The 17,107-nt window shown below is 66.8% G+C and carries 17 protein-coding genes; 15 read left to right on the plus strand and 2 right to left on the minus strand.

Annotated features, from left to right (window positions below; translation table 11 throughout):
- The first annotated feature begins 8 nt into the window (after positions 1-8).
- From ASF81_RS09555 to ASF81_RS09600, 10 genes are all read left to right on the plus strand, one after another.
- On the plus strand, positions 9-812 hold the full coding sequence (locus ASF81_RS09555) for a flagellin (RefSeq protein WP_055753192.1): 804 nt from the start codon (positions 9-11) through the stop codon (positions 810-812).
- A 111-nt stretch (positions 813-923) separates the two neighbouring features.
- The gene (locus tag ASF81_RS09560; protein WP_055753193.1) at positions 924-1,661 is read left to right on the plus strand and encodes a flagellin; all 738 of its coding nucleotides are present in this window, start codon (positions 924-926) and stop codon (positions 1,659-1,661) included.
- Positions 1,662-1,745: 84 nt separating this feature from the next.
- The gene (locus ASF81_RS09565) at positions 1,746-2,027 is read left to right on the plus strand and encodes a hypothetical protein (protein WP_200932932.1); all 282 of its coding nucleotides are present in this window, start codon (positions 1,746-1,748) and stop codon (positions 2,025-2,027) included.
- A gap of 135 nt (positions 2,028-2,162) precedes the next feature.
- Positions 2,163-2,987, plus strand: a complete 825-nt coding sequence (locus ASF81_RS09570; RefSeq protein ID WP_055753194.1) for a flagellin — start codon at positions 2,163-2,165, stop codon at positions 2,985-2,987.
- Between the two features lie 60 nt (positions 2,988-3,047).
- Positions 3,048-5,756 (plus strand): hypothetical protein, encoded by a 2,709-nt coding sequence (locus ASF81_RS09575; RefSeq protein ID WP_055808063.1) that lies wholly within the window; start codon positions 3,048-3,050, stop codon positions 5,754-5,756.
- A gap of 81 nt (positions 5,757-5,837) precedes the next feature.
- On the plus strand, positions 5,838-6,509 hold the full coding sequence (locus ASF81_RS09580; protein ID WP_055808066.1) for a hypothetical protein: 672 nt from the start codon (positions 5,838-5,840) through the stop codon (positions 6,507-6,509).
- Entirely contained in the window at positions 6,509-6,928 is a 420-nt protein-coding gene (locus ASF81_RS09585; RefSeq protein WP_055808069.1) for a hypothetical protein, read from the plus strand. The genes ASF81_RS09580 and ASF81_RS09585 overlap by 1 nt, the downstream gene beginning before the upstream one ends.
- A gap of 164 nt (positions 6,929-7,092) precedes the next feature.
- Positions 7,093-7,590: a single-stranded DNA-binding protein gene (ssb, locus tag ASF81_RS09590; protein WP_055808071.1), complete on the plus strand. Its 498-nt coding sequence runs from the start codon at positions 7,093-7,095 to the stop codon at positions 7,588-7,590.
- A gap of 118 nt (positions 7,591-7,708) precedes the next feature.
- Positions 7,709-8,647, plus strand: a complete 939-nt coding sequence (locus ASF81_RS09595) for a DMT family transporter (RefSeq protein ID WP_055808073.1) — start codon at positions 7,709-7,711, stop codon at positions 8,645-8,647.
- Positions 8,648-8,676: 29 nt separating this feature from the next.
- A complete protein-coding gene (locus ASF81_RS09600) occupies positions 8,677-9,210 on the plus strand; it encodes a DUF1003 domain-containing protein (protein WP_055808074.1) in 534 nt (177 codons plus the stop codon).
- Between the two features lie 39 nt (positions 9,211-9,249).
- On the opposite strand, the gene ASF81_RS09605 is transcribed toward ASF81_RS09600, so the two are convergent.
- Positions 9,250-9,825, minus strand: a complete 576-nt coding sequence (locus tag ASF81_RS09605) for a superoxide dismutase family protein (RefSeq protein WP_055808076.1) — start codon at positions 9,823-9,825, stop codon at positions 9,250-9,252.
- Between the two features lie 122 nt (positions 9,826-9,947).
- On the opposite strand from ASF81_RS09605, the gene gyrA reads away from it, so the two are divergent.
- From gyrA to ASF81_RS09630, 5 genes are read left to right on the plus strand one after another with little or no spacing between them, the layout of a single operon-like run.
- Complete coding sequence (gyrA, locus tag ASF81_RS09610) at positions 9,948-12,725, plus strand: DNA gyrase subunit A (protein WP_082503517.1); 2,778 nt, start codon at positions 9,948-9,950, stop codon at positions 12,723-12,725.
- Positions 12,726-12,759: 34 nt separating this feature from the next.
- Positions 12,760-13,599 (plus strand): aminotransferase class IV, encoded by an 840-nt coding sequence (locus ASF81_RS09615; RefSeq protein ID WP_055808078.1) that lies wholly within the window; start codon positions 12,760-12,762, stop codon positions 13,597-13,599.
- Between the two features lie 53 nt (positions 13,600-13,652).
- Positions 13,653-14,138: a pantetheine-phosphate adenylyltransferase gene (coaD, locus tag ASF81_RS09620; RefSeq protein WP_017504115.1), complete on the plus strand. Its 486-nt coding sequence runs from the start codon at positions 13,653-13,655 to the stop codon at positions 14,136-14,138.
- A 13-nt stretch (positions 14,139-14,151) separates the two neighbouring features.
- Positions 14,152-15,015 (plus strand): peptidylprolyl isomerase, encoded by an 864-nt coding sequence (locus tag ASF81_RS09625; protein WP_055808081.1) that lies wholly within the window; start codon positions 14,152-14,154, stop codon positions 15,013-15,015.
- A 26-nt stretch (positions 15,016-15,041) separates the two neighbouring features.
- Positions 15,042-15,917, plus strand: a complete 876-nt coding sequence (locus ASF81_RS09630) for a peptidylprolyl isomerase (RefSeq protein WP_055808083.1) — start codon at positions 15,042-15,044, stop codon at positions 15,915-15,917.
- On the opposite strand, the gene ASF81_RS09635 is transcribed toward ASF81_RS09630, so the two are convergent.
- Entirely contained in the window at positions 15,918-17,018 is a 1,101-nt protein-coding gene (locus tag ASF81_RS09635; RefSeq protein ID WP_055808085.1) for a Ppx/GppA phosphatase family protein, read from the minus strand.
- Positions 17,019-17,107: the final 89 nt, after the last annotated feature.

The raw sequence follows: 17,107 nt of genomic DNA on the forward strand, positions 1-17,107 counted from the left end.
GGCCAGAAATGCCCAGCATCAATACGAACTACGGCGCCGCAGTCGCCCTGCAGAGCCTGAACAAGACCAGCGCCCAGCTGGAGACGACTCAGAACCGGATCAGCACCGGCCTGAAAGTCTCCTCGGCCAAGGACAATGGCGCGATCTTCGCCATCGCCACGCAACAGCGCGCCAACGCCGCCTCGCAAGACGCGGTTCGCAACTCGCTGCAACGCGGTCAGTCCATCGTCGACGTGGCCCTGGCGGCCGGCGACACCATCACCTCCGCCCTGGAAGAGATGAAGTCGCTCGCGGTCAACATCGCCTCGTCCACGGGTTCGGCGAAGACGGCCTACGAGGCCGACTTCACTGCCCTGGGCAAGGAAATCAACGACGCGATCGCCGGCGCCAGCTTCGACGGGGTCAACCTGTTGAACACGGCGGCAGGCACGACCACCGACGTCCAGACGGGTTCGGGCACCTATCGCCTGGGCACCGCCACGGCGGTCAGCGCGAACACCCAACTGGCGATGTTCACGGCGGCCACGCCGACCGTCGCCAACTACACCACCGCGAACGTCGATCTGGCGATCGCGGGCGTGACCAGCACCCTGGCCACCCTGGGCACCCAGTCCAAGTCGGTCGGGCGTCAGATCACCTTCGTCAACAAGCTTCAGGACGCGATGGAAGCTGGCGTGGGCAATCTGGTGGACGCCGATCTGGCCAAGGAAAGCGCACGACTGACCGCCCTGCAAACCAAACAACAGCTGGGCGTGCAGGCGCTGTCGATCGCCAACCAGGGCAGCTCGATCCTGCTGAGCCTCTTCCGCTAAGGCCCGGAGACCTCGCCGTCCCGGCGGCGGGGTCGTGGCCTTGAACCCCGAGCAAAACGCTCACCCCGGCAAAACGCCGGGGCTCTCACGAAGTGAAAAGGAGGGCTAGAAATGCCCAGCATCAATACGAACTACGGCGCCGCAGTCGCTCTGCAGAGCCTGAACAAGACCAGCCAACAGCTGGACACGACCCAAAACCGGATCAGCACCGGGATGAAGGTGTCGTCTGCGAAGGACAACGGTGCGATCTTCGCGATCGCCACGTCGCAACGCGCCAACGCCGCCTCGCAGGACGCCGTTCGCGCCGGCCTGCAACGCACCCAGTCGATCACCGACGTGGCTCTGGCCGCCGGCGATTCCGTCACTTCCGCCCTGGAAGAGATGAAGTCGCTCGCCGTCAACATCGCCTCGTCGACCGGCTCGGCGCAGACGGCCTATCTGGCCGACTACAACGCCTTGGGTCTGGAAGTCGCCTCGGCCATCTCCGGCGCGACCTTCGATGGCGTGAACAGCCTGACGGCACTGGGTTCGAACGCGGCGATCACCGCCGTGAACACCGGCAGCGTCACGGCCGCTAACGCCACCGCGGCGAACGTCGACGCCGCCATCTCGGCGACGACGAGCGCCCTGGCCACCTTGGGCACCCAGTCCAAGTCGCTGGGCCGTCAGATCACCTTCGTCAACAAGCTTCAGGACGCTCTTGAAGCCGGCGTGGGCAATCTGGTGGACGCCGATCTGGCCAAGGAAAGCGCCAAGCTGACCGCCCTGCAAACCAAGCAACAGCTGGGCGTGCAGGCGTTGTCGATCGCCAACCAGGGCAGCTCGATCCTGCTGGGCCTGTTCCGCTAAGACGCGCGGCCGGAGCGGTTTCGCGACCGCTCCGGCTGATCGTTTGTTTCTCTAGAGGGCGCAGGACGACCTGTGCGTGGAGCCATGACAGACAATGTCGCAAGATCAGTAAGCGTAGCTCAGATCCCTCCCGTTGGTCCCATCGCCGTTCAGCCTGCAACGCCCGCGCCGGCGGCCAGGAACGACAACCACGACGCCAGCCGCTTTCGACTGACCATCGAGGCCGTGGGTGACAACCGCTTCGTCTACAAGGTCCTGGACCGGGTGACGGGGGAGGTGATCCGCCAGTTGCCGCGCGAGGATGTCGAGAAGTTGAACAGCGACCCGACCTACCGCGGAGGCCGTCTGGTCGATACCGCCGTCTGACGACAGGCGAGGGCTCAAACTCTCTAACGCCGCCGGCTCGCCGGACGGCGCAATCATGGTTTCCGGCGCGTTAACCATGTGATTACGACTCATGGTTAATCCTGTAGCCCACAGAACGTCCGGGGGCTTGAAGCCATGACCACCAGCATCCACACCAACACCTCGGCGATGATCGCCCTGCAGAATCTCAACCGCACCAACGACCAGTTGGCGGCGACGCAGAGCCGGGTGAACACGGGGCTGAAGGTTCAGGGCGCGCGCGACAACGCCGCGGTCTGGGCGGTCGCGCAAGGTCAACGCGCCGACCGGGGATCGCTCGAAGCCGTCACCACCAGCCTGAACCGCGCGACATCTATCGCCGACGTTTCGCTGGCGGCCGGCGAGCAGATCTCGGACATCCTGCTGGAGTTAAAGCAGAAGGCGACCGCAGCGGCGGACCCGAGCGCCAGCGCCGCCACCCGCACGTCCTACAATGATGAGTTTCAGGCGCTGCTGAGCTCGATCGATTCGTTCGCCAACAACGCCATCTTCGACGGCGCCAACATTCTGGACGGTTCGGCGACGACGACGCTGAACTTCCTGGCCAGCGCCGACGGCGCCGAGACCATCGCGCTGGATCGTCAGAACCTGACCGTCGCTGGCCTGTCGCTGACCGGCACGACCCTGACCAGCCAGGCCAACGCCAATACGGCCCTGGCCGCCGTCAACGCCGCCATCACCACCAGCAGCGCGCGTCTGGCTGAATTGGGCGCACAGTCCAAGCAGATCGAACGCCACACCACCTATGTCGGCAAGCTGTCGGACGCGCTGGAAGCCGGCATTGGCAATCTGGTGGATGCGGACCTGGCCAAGGAAAGCGCACGCCTTCAAGCCCTGCAGGTTCAGCAGCAACTCGGCGTTCAGGCCTTGTCGATCGCCAACCAGGCGCCGCAGGTCATCCTGTCGCTGTTCAAGGGCTGATCGGACAGCTTAACGGTTCCTTATCGACGCCCGCCGCACGATAGGATCGGAGCCGTCTGAATGATCAACAACAGCTATCTGCTGGGTCTTTTCGGAACGACGATGGGGACGTCGTCGTCAGGCGCCGCCACGACCGCCAGCCCGGCCGTCAAAACCAAGAAGACCCAACCGACGGCCCCCTGGTCGTCCACGGCGACACCGGCGAAGGCCAGCGACCTGGTCCGTGCGGCCCTGGGCGGCCGTCGCCTGATCGACGAAGGCAATGTCAGCCTGGATTTGGCTGGCGCCTCTACTGACTATCGCAAGATGTTCGCCCTGTATCAGGGCCTGAACACGCTGGGTGCCCTGGCCGACCGTGCTGGCGTCAAGGGGCTGAGCGCGTCGGAAGCCGCCTTGGTGTCGAAGCGTTTCGGCGAAGGCCTGGCCGAACTGTCGACCTATCTGAGCACCGCCAGTTTCGAAGACATGCGGCTGGTGCAGGGCGTGGCCCAGACCTCGGTCAAGAGCACCTATGCGCTGGAACGGGCGCCGACCAGTTTCGTCACCGCTCCTATCCACGACGGCGACCCCACCGCCTCGGTCAAGGCCTTCGAGGGCGACGTTAAGTTCTCCGTAACCGTCAAGACGGCGGCCGGCGAGCAGGCGATCGCCATGGACCTGGCCGAAATGGGCCCGGCCGATCGGTCGTTGGCCAATGTCACCGCCTATATGAACGGAAAGCTGGAGGACGCGGGCGTCGCGACGCGCATCAGCTCCCAGCTGATCCCCGCCGAGCCGAAGACGGTCAAGAGCGGGACCAAGACCATCACCCTGCCGGCCGGACCGGATCAGTGGGCGTTGAAGGTCAACGGCGGCACCGGCGAGGCCATCAGCTTCCAGGCCGTCGATACCTCCGACGCCGTCTATGTGACGCAAGGGGTCGGCAAGACCGGCACGGCTGGTCAGTTGCTCAAATTCCAGGCCGACGGCGGCGCGGCGCCGGCCGCGCAACAGGGTGTGGACGATCCGTTCTGGGTCGAGGGCAGGGTGGGGCACACCCACCTGCCCGACGGCGTCGCCGCCGTTAAGGCCAGCGCCGTGGCGCCGGATGGTTCCATCTGGGTCGTCGCCGAACTGACGGCGGGCGACGCCAGTCAACCGATCAAGGGTGCGCGCGATGTCGCCCTGATGAAATACGATTCCGCCGGCAATCTGATGCAGACCAAGTTGCTCGGCGCCGCCTCCAGCGCCAACGGCTTCTCCATCGCCATCGACGATGACGGCCGGGTCGCCCTGGCCGGATCGGTGACCGGGGCGCTGGAACCCGGCAAGAGCGGCGACAAGGCGTCCGTGGCCGACAGTTTCGTCTCGGTGTTCGACAGTTCGGGCCAGGAGTTGTGGACCCAGCGGCGCGGCGCCAAGGCGGCCGATGAGGCGACCGAGGTCCGCTTCGGCGCCGACGGCATGGTCTATGTCGCCGGCCGGTCGAAATCGGCCATGCCGGGCAATGCGGCCCTGGGCGGCTGGGATTCCTATCTTCAGGCCTTCCAGGAAAAGCCGATAAAGATCAACGGCCCCGACGTGGGCGTGAACGTCGCGACCGTGCAGTTCGGCACCAGCGGCGACGATTCCGTTCAGGCCATGACGGTGTCAGGAAACGACCTCTACACGGCCGGCGTCGAGAACGGGAAAGCGGTCGTGCGCCGCTTCACCCTGGACGCCGACGGCGTGCCGAGCCTGGCTTCGACGCGTGACCTTGGCTACGCCAGCGGCGCGATCGCCGGCATATCGGTCGAGAACGGCAAGGTCGTTGTGACCGGCCATACCGAAAACACCGCCCTCGATATCTCTACGGTGACCAACGCCCATGCCGGTGGCAGCGATGTCTTCATCGCCACCTTGTCGGCGGACCTTCAGGCCTCGGCGAGCGACCAACTGACCTATTTCGGCGGGGCGGGCGCGGACACCGCTGCCGACGTCGCCATCAAGGACGGCAAGGTCTGGATCACCGGCACGAACCGGGCGGAAGGCGCCGGCAAGGACGACCCCACATCCGGCTATCTCGCGCAGATCGATCTGGCCACGGGCCAGGTCCAATCGAACCGAACCTGGCGTGCGGACGGCGATCAGGCCAAGCCGACCAGCCTGAGCATCGCAGCGGGCGGGGCCAGCGTGCTCGACCGCCTCGGCCTGCCTCAAGGCCAGATCATGCAGGCGGATTCCAAGCTGCTGACCGTCGCCACCTCGGCCCGCGTCGGCGATCAGTTTTCGATCAGCCCTGCGGCCGGCGGCCGCGCCGTCACCGTGAGCATCGACGCCAAGGACACGCTGGAAAGCCTGGCCAAGAAGATCAACGCCGCCTCTGGCCGCCAGTTGGAAGCCAAGGTCATCACCGACCTGAAGGCCAAACCCATCGTCCAGCGTCTGGAAATCAAGACGGCGGCCAACAAGGACGGCGCCGTCATCTCCGCTGGGGCGATCGGCAAGGACGCCCTGGGCGCGCTGGGTCTGACGCCCGGTTTCGTCGGTCCGGTGAAGCCGGACAAGGACGCGATCAAGACCTATGGGCTGAACCTGTCGAACAAGCTGAACCTGAACGATCCCGCCTCGATCAAGGCGGCCATCGATTCGCTGGCCCAGGCGATGACGGCGGTCCGGTCCTCCTACCGCGCCCTGGCGCCATCGACCGGCGGCATAACCAACACCCAGACCGGCAACGGGTCCTCGACCGCCTACCAGCAGACGCAACTGGCCAACTATCAGGCTGCGCTGAGCCGCCTGACGGCTTGATCGGGGTCGTGACCGGTCAAGGCGGTTGACGCCCGAGGCCGGGTCGGAGTTATTGACCTCCTCATCCGCGAAAGCCCGTCCATGGCCCTTCCGAAAGACAACCGCGTCATCCTGTTGGTCGGCGCCGGCGTGGCGATCGTCATCGCCGTCGTGCTCGCCCTGATCTTTACGGGCGGCGGCGACAAGACGACGGAAGCGCCGCCGGCGTCCAAGGGCGGACTGGTGGTCAACCTGGCCGAGGCGCCCACGCTGGAGCCGACGCGGGAACTGCGCTGCTTCGTCGATGGCCAGTTCGTCGGCATGGCGACCCTGGCGGTCTGCGCCCAGCGCAATGGTCTGGCGACGGACGCTCTGGACGTCGGGCTGGACGCGACGGGCGCCTTGGCCGCCGCCCCGACCGCCGCCTTCGCCCCGCCGCCCGAACTGCCTGCGGTCGAGATGGCCCAGACCCCGCCGCCGGCCTCCGTCGAACAGACGCCTGCGCCGCGCCCCACACCCGTGGCAGGCGGCAGCCCCTGCCTGCGCCACACCGGCTCCGACTGGCGGACCCTGTCGCCAAGCATGAGCCTGAACGCCTGCGTCCAGGCGCTTTACGCCGGAACCTGCGTCGGGCCGGGCGACGCCCAATACGGCCGCTGGGGCGATACGACCCTGCGTCTGGTGCCCCGCCGGGTGGAACAGTCCAATGACAACAACCGTTTCAGGACCCTGGCCGAGCAGGATCGCAACTGCCAATTCACGGGAATGAACTGATGCGTTTCGTCGCCCTCGCCGCCATCGCTGGGACTGCTCTGCTGGGCGCCTGCTCAAACGAACCCAAGTACGAGTTCGCCGAGGGCGCCTGCTACTTCGTGGCGACGCCGGACAATGCGCCGCCTCGTTTGCAGAAGATCGCCGACGACCAGCCGCAACTTGAACAATGCGCCGCGCGGCTGGAGGAGATGCGTCTTCGCTTCCTGCGCATGGGAGGATCGAACCAGGAAATCGCCGGCGCCTACCAAGGGCGGTTCATCTTCGTGGACCGCGAGGGGGTCAAGATCGGCAAGAGCCTGAACGGAAGCCGCTTCTTCGCTATGGCCCGCACCGGCGACGGTCGTCTGGCCATACCCGGCGCCATCCAGCGCGACGAGACGGGTCGTCCCATCGCCATCGCCGCGGACCCCGCCAAGTAGGGCTTGCGCGCAAAGAACAGGTGGAACATTTCGTTAATGATCCACCGTTTTGGCGGGTTGGATGTCGAAAGCGGCTGGCGGTGACGGGCTGCTCCGGTCAGACATCGGACTGAATTGACGGGGCGGGCGAAGTCGTCGCCGCCTCACACGAGAAGGAAGTTTCCATGGCGGGCAGCGTCAACAAGGTCATTCTGGTCGGCAACCTGGGTCGCGACCCCGAGATCCGCTCCATGCCCAACGGTGACCGCATCGCCAACCTGTCGATCGCCACCTCGGAAACCTGGCGCGACAAGTCGTCGGGCGAGCGCAAGGAAAAGACCGAGTGGCACCGGGTCGTCATTTTCAACGACAACATCGTCAAGGTGGTCGAGAACTATGTGAAGAAGGGCTCGACCGTCTACGTCGAGGGCGCGCTCCAGACCCGCAAATGGACCGACCAGCAGGGCGTCGAGAAATATTCGACCGAGATCGTCGTCAGCCGCTTCAAGGGTGAACTGACCATGCTGGGCGGCCGCTCGGAAGGCGGCTCGTCGGGCGGTGGTTACGGCGGCGGCGGCGGTCGCGGCGACGACGACTATTCCTCGGGCTTCTCCACCGGCGGCGCCAACAAGCCGAGCGGCCCCAAGGAAAGCTACGACCTGAACGACGACATCCCGTTCTGAGACTGAGTGCCTGACTTGGCGATCGTTGCCAGCGGTCGCCAAGCCGGATTTCTGAGCGGAAACCTGAGGTCATCCAAAGTGAGCCGACGCAGCGGGCGCGCCGTGCCATAGGGCGGTCATGACCGACGTCCGTTCCGAAGTTGCGCCTGCGCCCGCGCCCCTGCCCAAGAGGCCTCACGCCCTGACAGGGCTGGAGATCGCCGCCATCGTGGCGATCATCGTGGTGTGGGGCGTCAATAACGCCGGGGCCAAGCTGGCGACGCAGGAGTTGTCGCCGCTGTTGGTCGGCGCCATCCGGTTCGGCATCGCCACGGCCTGTCTGATCGCCTTCGTGCGGCCGCCGTTCCCGGACTGGAAGAGCCTGATGCTGATCGTCATCATCGGCGGGCCGATCCAGTACGGCCTGGCCTACACGGCCTACTGGCTGGCGACGGACGTCAGCCCGGTGACCGTGGCCAACCAGTTGTGGATCCCCTTCACCACCCTGTTCGCGTTCCTGATCCTGGGCGAGCGGCTGTCCAAGGCGGCCCTGGTCGGCATGGGCGTGGCCTTCGTCGGCGTGGCCTGGATGACGCTGGACGCCCATGCGCTGCAGGACTGGAAGGCCATTCTGGTCGCCATCGCGGCCGGCGCCGCCTGGGGCGTGACCACGGTGGTCGCGCGTCGCACCACCTCCATCCCGCCACTGAAGATGCAGGGTCTGCTGGCGCTGGGGGCCTTTCCCGTCATGGCCTTCGGCTCGGCGGTGTTCGAGCATGGCCAGTGGGAGGCGGTGAAGAGCGCCACGCCCATGGTCTGGGCCTCGTTGCTGTGGGCGGGCGTCGTGTCGTCCGTGCTGGCCACGACCCTGCTGTTTTGGTTGGTCCAGCGGCGCGAGGCGGGGCGGGTGACGCCCTATCTCCTGGTCACGCCCGTGGTGTCGATGTTCATCGGCTGGAGCTTCATGGGCGACATCCTGACGCCGCAGATTCTGACGGGATCGGCCATCACCATGGGCGGGGTGGCCCTTGTGGCCCTGGCCGAACGGGGCTTGCGTGCGGGGGCCGCCAAGGCTTGATCTGTTCCTGATCGTATCAGGAGCCCGTTATGCACCACGCCCCCCTCGACGCCGACCACGTCTCCCGCCGCTGGCTGGGGAAGGCGAAGCACGAACTTGCGGCGAACGAAGCCGTCGTCGTTCAGAGCACCGCCGATCGTCGCCCTGTGTCCGAAGACATCAACGAGACCTTCGACGACCGTCAGACCTTCGGCGAGCGGCTGGCCGATCGGGTTGCGGCCTTCGGCGGTTCGTGGCCGTTCATCATCGCGTTCGGCGTCTTCCTGGCGATCTGGACCGGGCTGAACCTGCTGCTGCGCAAGGAAGCCTTCGACCCCTATCCCTTCATCTTCCTGAATCTGGTCCTGTCGATGCTGGCGGCGATCCAGGCGCCGGTCATCATGATGAGCCAGAACCGCCAGGCGTCAAAGGATCGGCTGGACGCGGGCAATGACTATCAGGTCAATCTGAAGGCCGAGATCGAGATCATGGCCCTGCTGGAAAAGGTCGAACACCTGACCGCCCGGCAGGAGGAGCAGACCGAACTGATCCGCCGTCTGCTCGCACAAAAAGAGACCCGCTGAACGGTATCCAGCGGGCCATCTTCCGTGCCTTAGAAAGACTTAGCTTGCGCTGAGCGCCGCGCAGGCCACTCGGTCGCCTGCGCCGCCGATGGGCTGGGTCGAATGGTCGTCGGGGTTGGCGTGGATGATGATGGCCGAGCCGTCGGCGTCCCACAGCCATTGGCCGGGACCTTCGGACGAGATCCGGGCGCGGGTCGTGAACAGTTCGGCGTTCACCTTGCCGTCCGCACCGGCCCAGACGTTGGGAAGGTCGCCGTCGTCCGGCCCGGCGGCGTTCAACAGGCCGTGGGGAGCCTTGGGCTCGCCGTGGTTGATGTGGGCCCCGGACGAGGTGAAGGGCGCGGCGCATTCGCCGGTCGCATGGATGTGAATGCCGTGCCAGCCGGGCGTCAGGCCCGAAGCCTCGATCGTCATCAGCAGGCCGGTCGGTCCCTGACGCAGGTCGACGCGACCGATAGTGGCGCCGGAGGCGTTGATCAGAACGGCCTGTCCCGTCGCGCCGACGGGCGCGCGTTCGACGGCCGCCTGGGGCGCGTTTCCGGTCGCGGCGCATGCGGTTGTCAGGGCCAAGGGGGAGGCGAGGAGAAGGGCGGCGGCGAGGCGGGTGGCGCGCATGTCGAAAGTCCTTTCAGAGACGGGCTTTCACGGCGACGTCGCTTTGCCACCGAGGCCCTGGAATGCTAGAAATCGTCACAGCGGATCACGTTCCGATTCCGGCCGCATAAAGCCACGCTTCATTGACCGACGACAGCTACGAAAACGCCGCATCTCCGATCGTTCCGGGAGGCGGCGGCTCCGACATTTCCACGATCACGATCGAGGACGAACTGAAGCGTTCGTACCTCGACTATGCCATGAGCGTGATCGTCTCGCGCGCGCTTCCTGACGCCCGTGACGGGCTGAAGCCGGTTCACCGTCGCATCCTGTATTCGATGCACGATCTGAACATGACGCCTGAGCGCAGCTATTCGAAATGCGCTCGTGTGGTCGGTGACGTGTTGGGCCGGTTCCACCCCCATGGCGACGCCTCGGTCTATATGGCCCTGGTGCGGATGGCGCAGCCGTTCTCGATGGGGCTGATGCTGGTCGACGGCCAGGGCAACTTCGGTTCGGTCGACGGCGATATGCCCGCCTCGATGCGTTACACCGAAGCCCGGATGGCCCCGGCCGCCGTCGCCCTGATGGCCGACATCGACAAGGACACGGTCGATTTCCAGCCGAACTACGACGAGAAGGAGCTGGAGCCGGTCGTTCTGCCGAGCCGGATCCCCAATCTGCTGGTCAACGGCGCGGGCGGCATCGCCGTCGGCATGGCGACCAACATTCCGCCGCACAATCTGGGCGAGGTCGTCGATGCGGCCCTGGCCCTGCTGGATGATCCCAACGTCACCGACGACGCCCTGCTGGACATCGTGCCCGGCCCGGACTTCCCGACCGGCGGCGAGATCATGGGCCGTACCGCGCCGCGCAACGCCCTGCGCGACGGTCGTGGCTCGGTCGTCGTGCGCGGCCGCGCCTCGCTGGAGGAGATCCGCAAGGACCGCGAGGCCATAGTCGTCACCGAACTGCCCTATCAGGTCAACAAACAGACCCTGATCGAACGCATCGCCGAAATGGTGCGCGAGAAGCGGCTGGAAGGTATTTCCGACGTTCGCGACGAATCCGACCGCCAAGGCATGCGGATCGTCATCGAGCTGAAGCGCGACGCGTCCGGCGACGTGATCCTTAACCAGCTGTGGCGCTATACCGCCATGCAGAGCTCGTTCGGCGTCAACATGCTGGCGCTGAACCACGGCCGGCCCGAGCAGATGGGCCTGCGCCAACTGCTGCAGATCTTCCTCGACTTCCGCGAGGAGGTCGTGGTTCGCCGCGTCAAGTTCGAGCTGAACAAGGCCCGTGATCGCGGCCACGTCCTGGTCGGTCTGGCCGTCGCCGTCGCCAATATCGACGAGGTGATCCATATCATCCGCTCGTCGGCCGATCCGACCGAGGCGCGCGAGCGTCTGCAGGCCAAGGCTTGGCCCGTCGGCGACATGATGGCCCTGGTCGAACTGATCGCCGATCCGCGCAGCGTCGTGATCAATGGCGACAGCCTGAAACTGACCGATGAACAGGCCCGCGCCATCCTGGCCCTGACCCTGTCGCGTCTGACCGGCCTGGGCCGCGACGACATCTTCGGCGAGGCGCACGGCCTGGCCGACACCATCCAGGGCCACCTGACCATCCTGTCGGACCGCAAGAACGTCCTGGCCATCATCCGCGACGACCTGATCGACGTGAAGGATCGGTTCGCGGTTCCGCGCCGCACCCTGATCGGGGAAGGCGACGGCGAGATGGAGGATGAGGACCTGATCCCGCGCGAGGACATGGTCGTCACCGTCACCCACGGCGGCTACGTCAAGCGCGTGGCCCTGAACGCCTATCGGACCCAGCATCGCGGCGGCAAGGGCCGCAGCGGCATGTCGATGAAGGACGAGGACGCCATTACCGGCGTGTTCAGCGCCTCGACCCACACCCCGGTCCTGTTCTTCGCCACCAACGGCAAGGCCTACAAGCTGAAGACCTGGCGTCTGCCGCTGGGCAATCCGCAATCGCGGGGCAAGGCCTTCGTCAATCTGCTGCCCATCGAGCCGGGCGACAGCATCATGAACGTCCTGCCCCTGCCCGAGGACGAAACGACCTGGGGCGACTACGACATCATGTTCGCCACTTCGAGCGGCGACGTGCGGCGCAACAAGCTGTCGGACTTCGCCACGGTCAACCGCGCCGGCAAGATCGCCATGAAGCTGGAAGGCTCTGACCGCATGGTCGGCGTCGGCCTGTGCACGGCGGACGACGATGTGCTGCTGACGACGGCGCTGGGCCGCGCGATCCGGTTCAAGGCCGACGACGTGCGCGTCTTCAAGGGCCGGGATTCGACCGGCGTCCGGGGCGTGCGCCTGCAGGACGGCGACGAGGTCATCTCCATGGCCATCCTGGGCCGCGTGGACGCGACGCCGGAAGAACGCGCCGCCTACGTCAAACACGCCAACGCCATGCGTAAGGCCCTGGCCGGCGCGGATGCGGAAGAGGATGCCGCGGCTCCGGTCGAGGTTGAAGACGAGGTCGCGGATGCGGCTCTGACGGTCGAGCGGATCGCCGAACTGGGCGCCGCCGAACAGTTCATCCTGACGGTCACTGAAACCGGCTTCGGCAAACGATCCTCGGCCTACGAATACCGCCGCACCGGTCGTGGCGGTCAGGGTCTGACGGCCCACGGCCTGGGCGGTCGCGCCGGCACGCGTCTGGCGGCGGCCTTCCCGGTCGAGGAGACGGACGACCTTCTGCTGGTCACCTCGGGCGGTCAGATGATCCGCACTCGCATCGATCAAGTCCGCATCGTCGGCCGCTCCAGCCAGGGCGTCACCATCTTCCGCACCGGCAAGGATGAAAAGGTCGTCTCGGTTGAACGTCTGCCGGAAAGCGGCGGCGCGGATGATGCCGATGTCGGCGGAGAAGACGGCGGCGAGGCCTGATCCGCCTCCGCGCAGCAGAGCAGGGAAGGGTCGTTTGAGCGCGACGATTCTGATCGACGGCCTTCCCGCCACGCCTGACGACATGGCGCACCAGGCGTTGGTCAACTACGGCGCCTATACCTCCTTCCGCGTCGAGGATGGCGCCGCGCGCGGCCTCGACCTCCACCTCGCGCGTCTGGAGCAGGCCGCCGTCGAACTGTTTGGCGAAAGCCCCGGCGAGGCGGAGTTTCGGCGTCTGATGGCGCTGGCGGTCGCCGGTCGTGACGCCTGCTGGCTGCGCGTCAGCCTGTTCTCGCCGGAGATCGGCCATCGCAACCCGACCTATGTCGGCCGACCGAAGGTGATGACTAGTGTCTCCCCAACGCCGCCGCCGCTGGCGCACCGGGTGCGGATCACCGCTATGCCCTATCAGCGCGAGGCGCCGCATCTGAAGCATCTCGCCACCTTCGGCCTGATTCGTGCGCGCCGTGCCGCGCGCGCCGCCGGGTTTGACGACGCCCTGTTTGTGGATGGTGAAGGGCGGGTGTCAGAGGGCACGCTGTGGAACATCGGCTTCGTCCAAGGCGACCGGATCGTCTGGCCCCAGGCCCCGATGCTGGCGGGCGTGACCCAGGCCTTGATCACGCGCGGGCTGCCCCAGGTCGGGCTGACCCGTGAAACGCGGCCGATCCGTCTCGATGAGATCGGCGCCTTCGACGGCGCCTTCCTGTGCAACAGCGCCACGCCCGTCTGTCCGATCACCGTCATCGACGATGTCGCCTTCGCCAATGGTCCGGTCCTGCTCGCCATGGTCGAAGCGGCCTGGAGCGCCCAGGCGCCCCAGCCCATCGCGGATCGTGACGATGACGAAGGCGTCAGCCGGCTAGGCCGCTGATTTCGCACCTGCTAAACGACGCTGACGCCACGCGACAGGCCGGGGAGACACGCATGCGCATCGGACTTTATCCGGGCACCTTCGACCCGGTGACGAACGGGCATACCGACATCATCAAGCGCGCGCTGAAGCTGGTGGACCGACTGGTCATCGGCGTAGCCCAGAACGATGACAAGGGGCCGCTGTTCTCCACCGCCGAACGGGTCGAGATGCTGAAAGCCGAGATGGCGCCCCTCGGCGGCGACATCGTGGTCCAGCCGTTTTCGACACTGCTGATGCATTTCGCCGAAGAGCTGGACGCCAGCGTCATCATCCGGGGTCTGCGCGCCGTCGCCGACTTTGAATACGAGTTCCAGATGACGGCCATGAACCAGCGCCTCAATCAGGACATCGAGACCGTATTCCTGATGGCCGATCCGCGCCATCAGGCCATCGCCTCGCGGCTCGTCAAGGAGATCGCCCGGCTGGACGGCGCGATCGACAGTTTCGTCAGCCCCGCCATCGCCGAGCGCGTGCGGGCCAAGGTCAAGAACGGTTAGGGTAGACAAGACCATGCGTAAGGCCATCATCGCAGCGACCGTCGCCGCTCTTCTCGCGGCTGGAGCGGCCCAGGCCCCCGCTGTGGCGCAAACGGCGCCGGCGGCGTCCGACTGGCGGACCATTGCGCCGGAAAACCTGCTGGTTATCGATACGTCGAAGGGCCGGATGCTCGTCGAACTGATCCCCGTCGCCGCGCCCAACCATGCGGAACGCATCCGCACCCTGGCCAACCAAGGCTTCTACGATGGTCTGAAGTTCCATCGCGTCATCCCTGATTTCATGGCGCAAACTGGCGATCCGAAGGGCACGGGTGAGGGCGGCAGCGAGTTGCCGGACCTGAAGGCCGAGTTCAGTTTCCGTCGTGGACGCGACGCCGGCTTCGTCGCGGTGCCCAGCGTCGGTGCGGGCGTGCGCGGCCTGGTCGGTGATCTCCCGGTCCAAACCCAGCCCGACGCGCAGATGATGGTCACCGCCGACTTCAAGGTCGACGCCCACGGCCTGTTCTGTCCCGGCGTGCTGGGCATGGCCCGCTCGGGTTCGCCTGACAGCGCCAACAGCCAGTTCTTCCTGATGATGGGCGCGCGCGAACAACTGGACGGCATCTACACCGCTTTCGGACGCGTGGTGTCCGGCCTGGACGTGGTTGGCAAGCTGAAGAAGGGTTCGGACGCCGAGGACGGCAAGGTGACCGATCCCGACACCATGACCCGCGTCCGCATGGCCTCGGCTCTGCCCGAAGCCGAGCGTCCGACGGTGCGCGTGCTGAACGCCGGCAGCGCCGCCTTCGCAGAACGGATCGCCACGGCGCGCGCCGCGCGCGGCGCGGCCTTCAGCGTCTGCGATATTCAGCCGGTCACCGAAGTGACGGGCGGCTGAGGCTTTCGCAAACGGGGGAGGGGACGATGACGATACGAACGATGGCGATGGCGGCGGCCGTGCTGGCTGCGACGGCGGGCGCCGCCCTGGCGCAAGACGCGACCGCCGTTCCCGCGCCTCCGCCGCCGCCCGGTGAATGGAGGACCATCGCGCCCGAGAACCTGCTGGTCATAGACACCAACAAGGGGCGGGTTCTGGTCGAACTGGCGCCCCAGATCGCGCCCGCCCATGTCGAACGCATCAAGCTGCTGGCGTCGCGCGGCTTCTTCGACAACCTGGTCTGGCACCGGGTGATCGACTGGTTCATGGCCCAGACCGGCGATCCGCTGGGCACGGGCGAGGGGCAGAGTTGGTATCCGGACCTGAAGGCCGAGTTCACCTTCCGCCGTGGCGCGGACATGGGCTTCACCCCGGTGGCGGCCCCGGTCGGCGCCTTGGTCGGCTTTGTCGATTCCATCCCGGTCCAGACCCAGCCCGACGCCCTGATGTCCGGCACCAGCGACAAGAAGGTCCACGGTTGGGCGCTATACTGCCCGGGCGTCGCGGGCATGGCGCGAGACGAGGGCAACGACACCGCCAACAGCCAGTTCTTCCTGATGCGTCAGGCCTATCCGGCCCTGGACAAGCGCTACACCGTCTGGGGCCGGGTCGTGTCCGGCCTGGACGTCGTGCGATCGCTGAAGGCCAGCGACACGCCGGATGGTCTGGTCCAGGGACCGGATCAGATGACCCGCGTTCGCGTGGCGTCGGATCTGCCCGCAGCCGAACGTCCGACGGCGGCCGTCCTGAACACCAACTCCGCCACTTTCCAGACCCTGGCGCAGCAGGCGCGCCAGGCGCGCGGCGCGGATTTCTCGGTTTGCGACATCGAACTGCCGGTGCGCGTCACGCCCGCCGCCTGATCAGGCGGCGGGGCCCGGCCGGCCCCGTCCGCGCCGACGACGCCGTCCCCTCGGCGGCTTCTTGTCTTCGCGCATCCTTTGCAGCAGCAGGCCTTCGCGCAGGCCCCGATCCGCGACCCGCACCCGTTCCGACGGCCAGGCGCGCTGCACCGCTTCCAGGATGGCGGCGCCCGCCAAAACGAGGTCCGCCCGATCGGGACCGATGCAGGCCTCGCGCGCACGGCCGTCCGGCCCCAGCGCCTTCAGCCGATCCGCCGCCGCCTCGCACTCGGCGCGCGTCATCCACAAGCCATCGACCCGGTCGCGATTGTAGCGCGGCAGGTTCAGGTGGATGCCCGCCAGGCTGGTGATTGCGCCCGAGGTGCCGACCAGATGCGCCCGGTTCTGCCGGAACAGGTCCAGCATCGGTTCATCGACGATCCCGCCCGCTGCAATGGCCGCGCCCATGTCGGCGACCATCGCCTCGTACCAGGCCTCGCCGGAGTTCGGGGGCTCGGGATGCCGCTCGGCAAGGGTCACGACCCCCACCGGCGCCGACATCCACGCGGTGGTCGTCCAGTCGGTCCCGCTGCGCTTCAGCCACGACATCTCGGTCGAGCCGCCACCGACATCGATGACCAGCACCGCCTCGGCCTTGGGGTCGATCAGGTTCAGGCATCCCTCGACCGCCAGCCGCGCCTCTTCGGCGGGATCGATGATCCGCAGGCGCAGGCCCGTCCCCTTGCGTACCCGGTCGATGAAGTCGGCGCCGTTCTCGGCCGCGCGGCAGGCCTGGGTGGCGACGGCGCTCAGTCGCGCCGAATCGACGCCCTTGCGCACGATCCGCTCGGCGCACAGGGCCAGGGCGTCATAGGCTCGGTCCATGGCGCGCGGGTCCAGAAGGCCCGTACGCGACAGCCCTTCGCCCAGCCGCACGATGCGGCTGAAGCTGTCGACCACGCGAAAGCCTTCGCGTGACGGCCGCGCGATCAGCAGCCGGCAATTGTTGGTCCCCAGATCGAGCGCGCCATACAGCGGCGCATCTCGACCTGACGCATCCCGCGAACGGGAAGGCTGGGACCGCTCGTCGCGCCGTCGGGGCGCGCCGTGGGTCTCCGGCATGGGCCGTCATCCGTTGTGGGCGGTCCAAAGCGGCGCCCGTCCTGGTTAGCCTAACCCGCCAGGATCGTCCGCGCCAAGCCATTCTGTCA

The sequence above is a fragment of the Brevundimonas sp. Leaf168 genome (assembly GCF_001423685.1).
In the GTDB taxonomy this organism is placed as follows: Bacteria; Pseudomonadota; Alphaproteobacteria; order Caulobacterales; family Caulobacteraceae; genus Brevundimonas; species Brevundimonas vesicularis_C.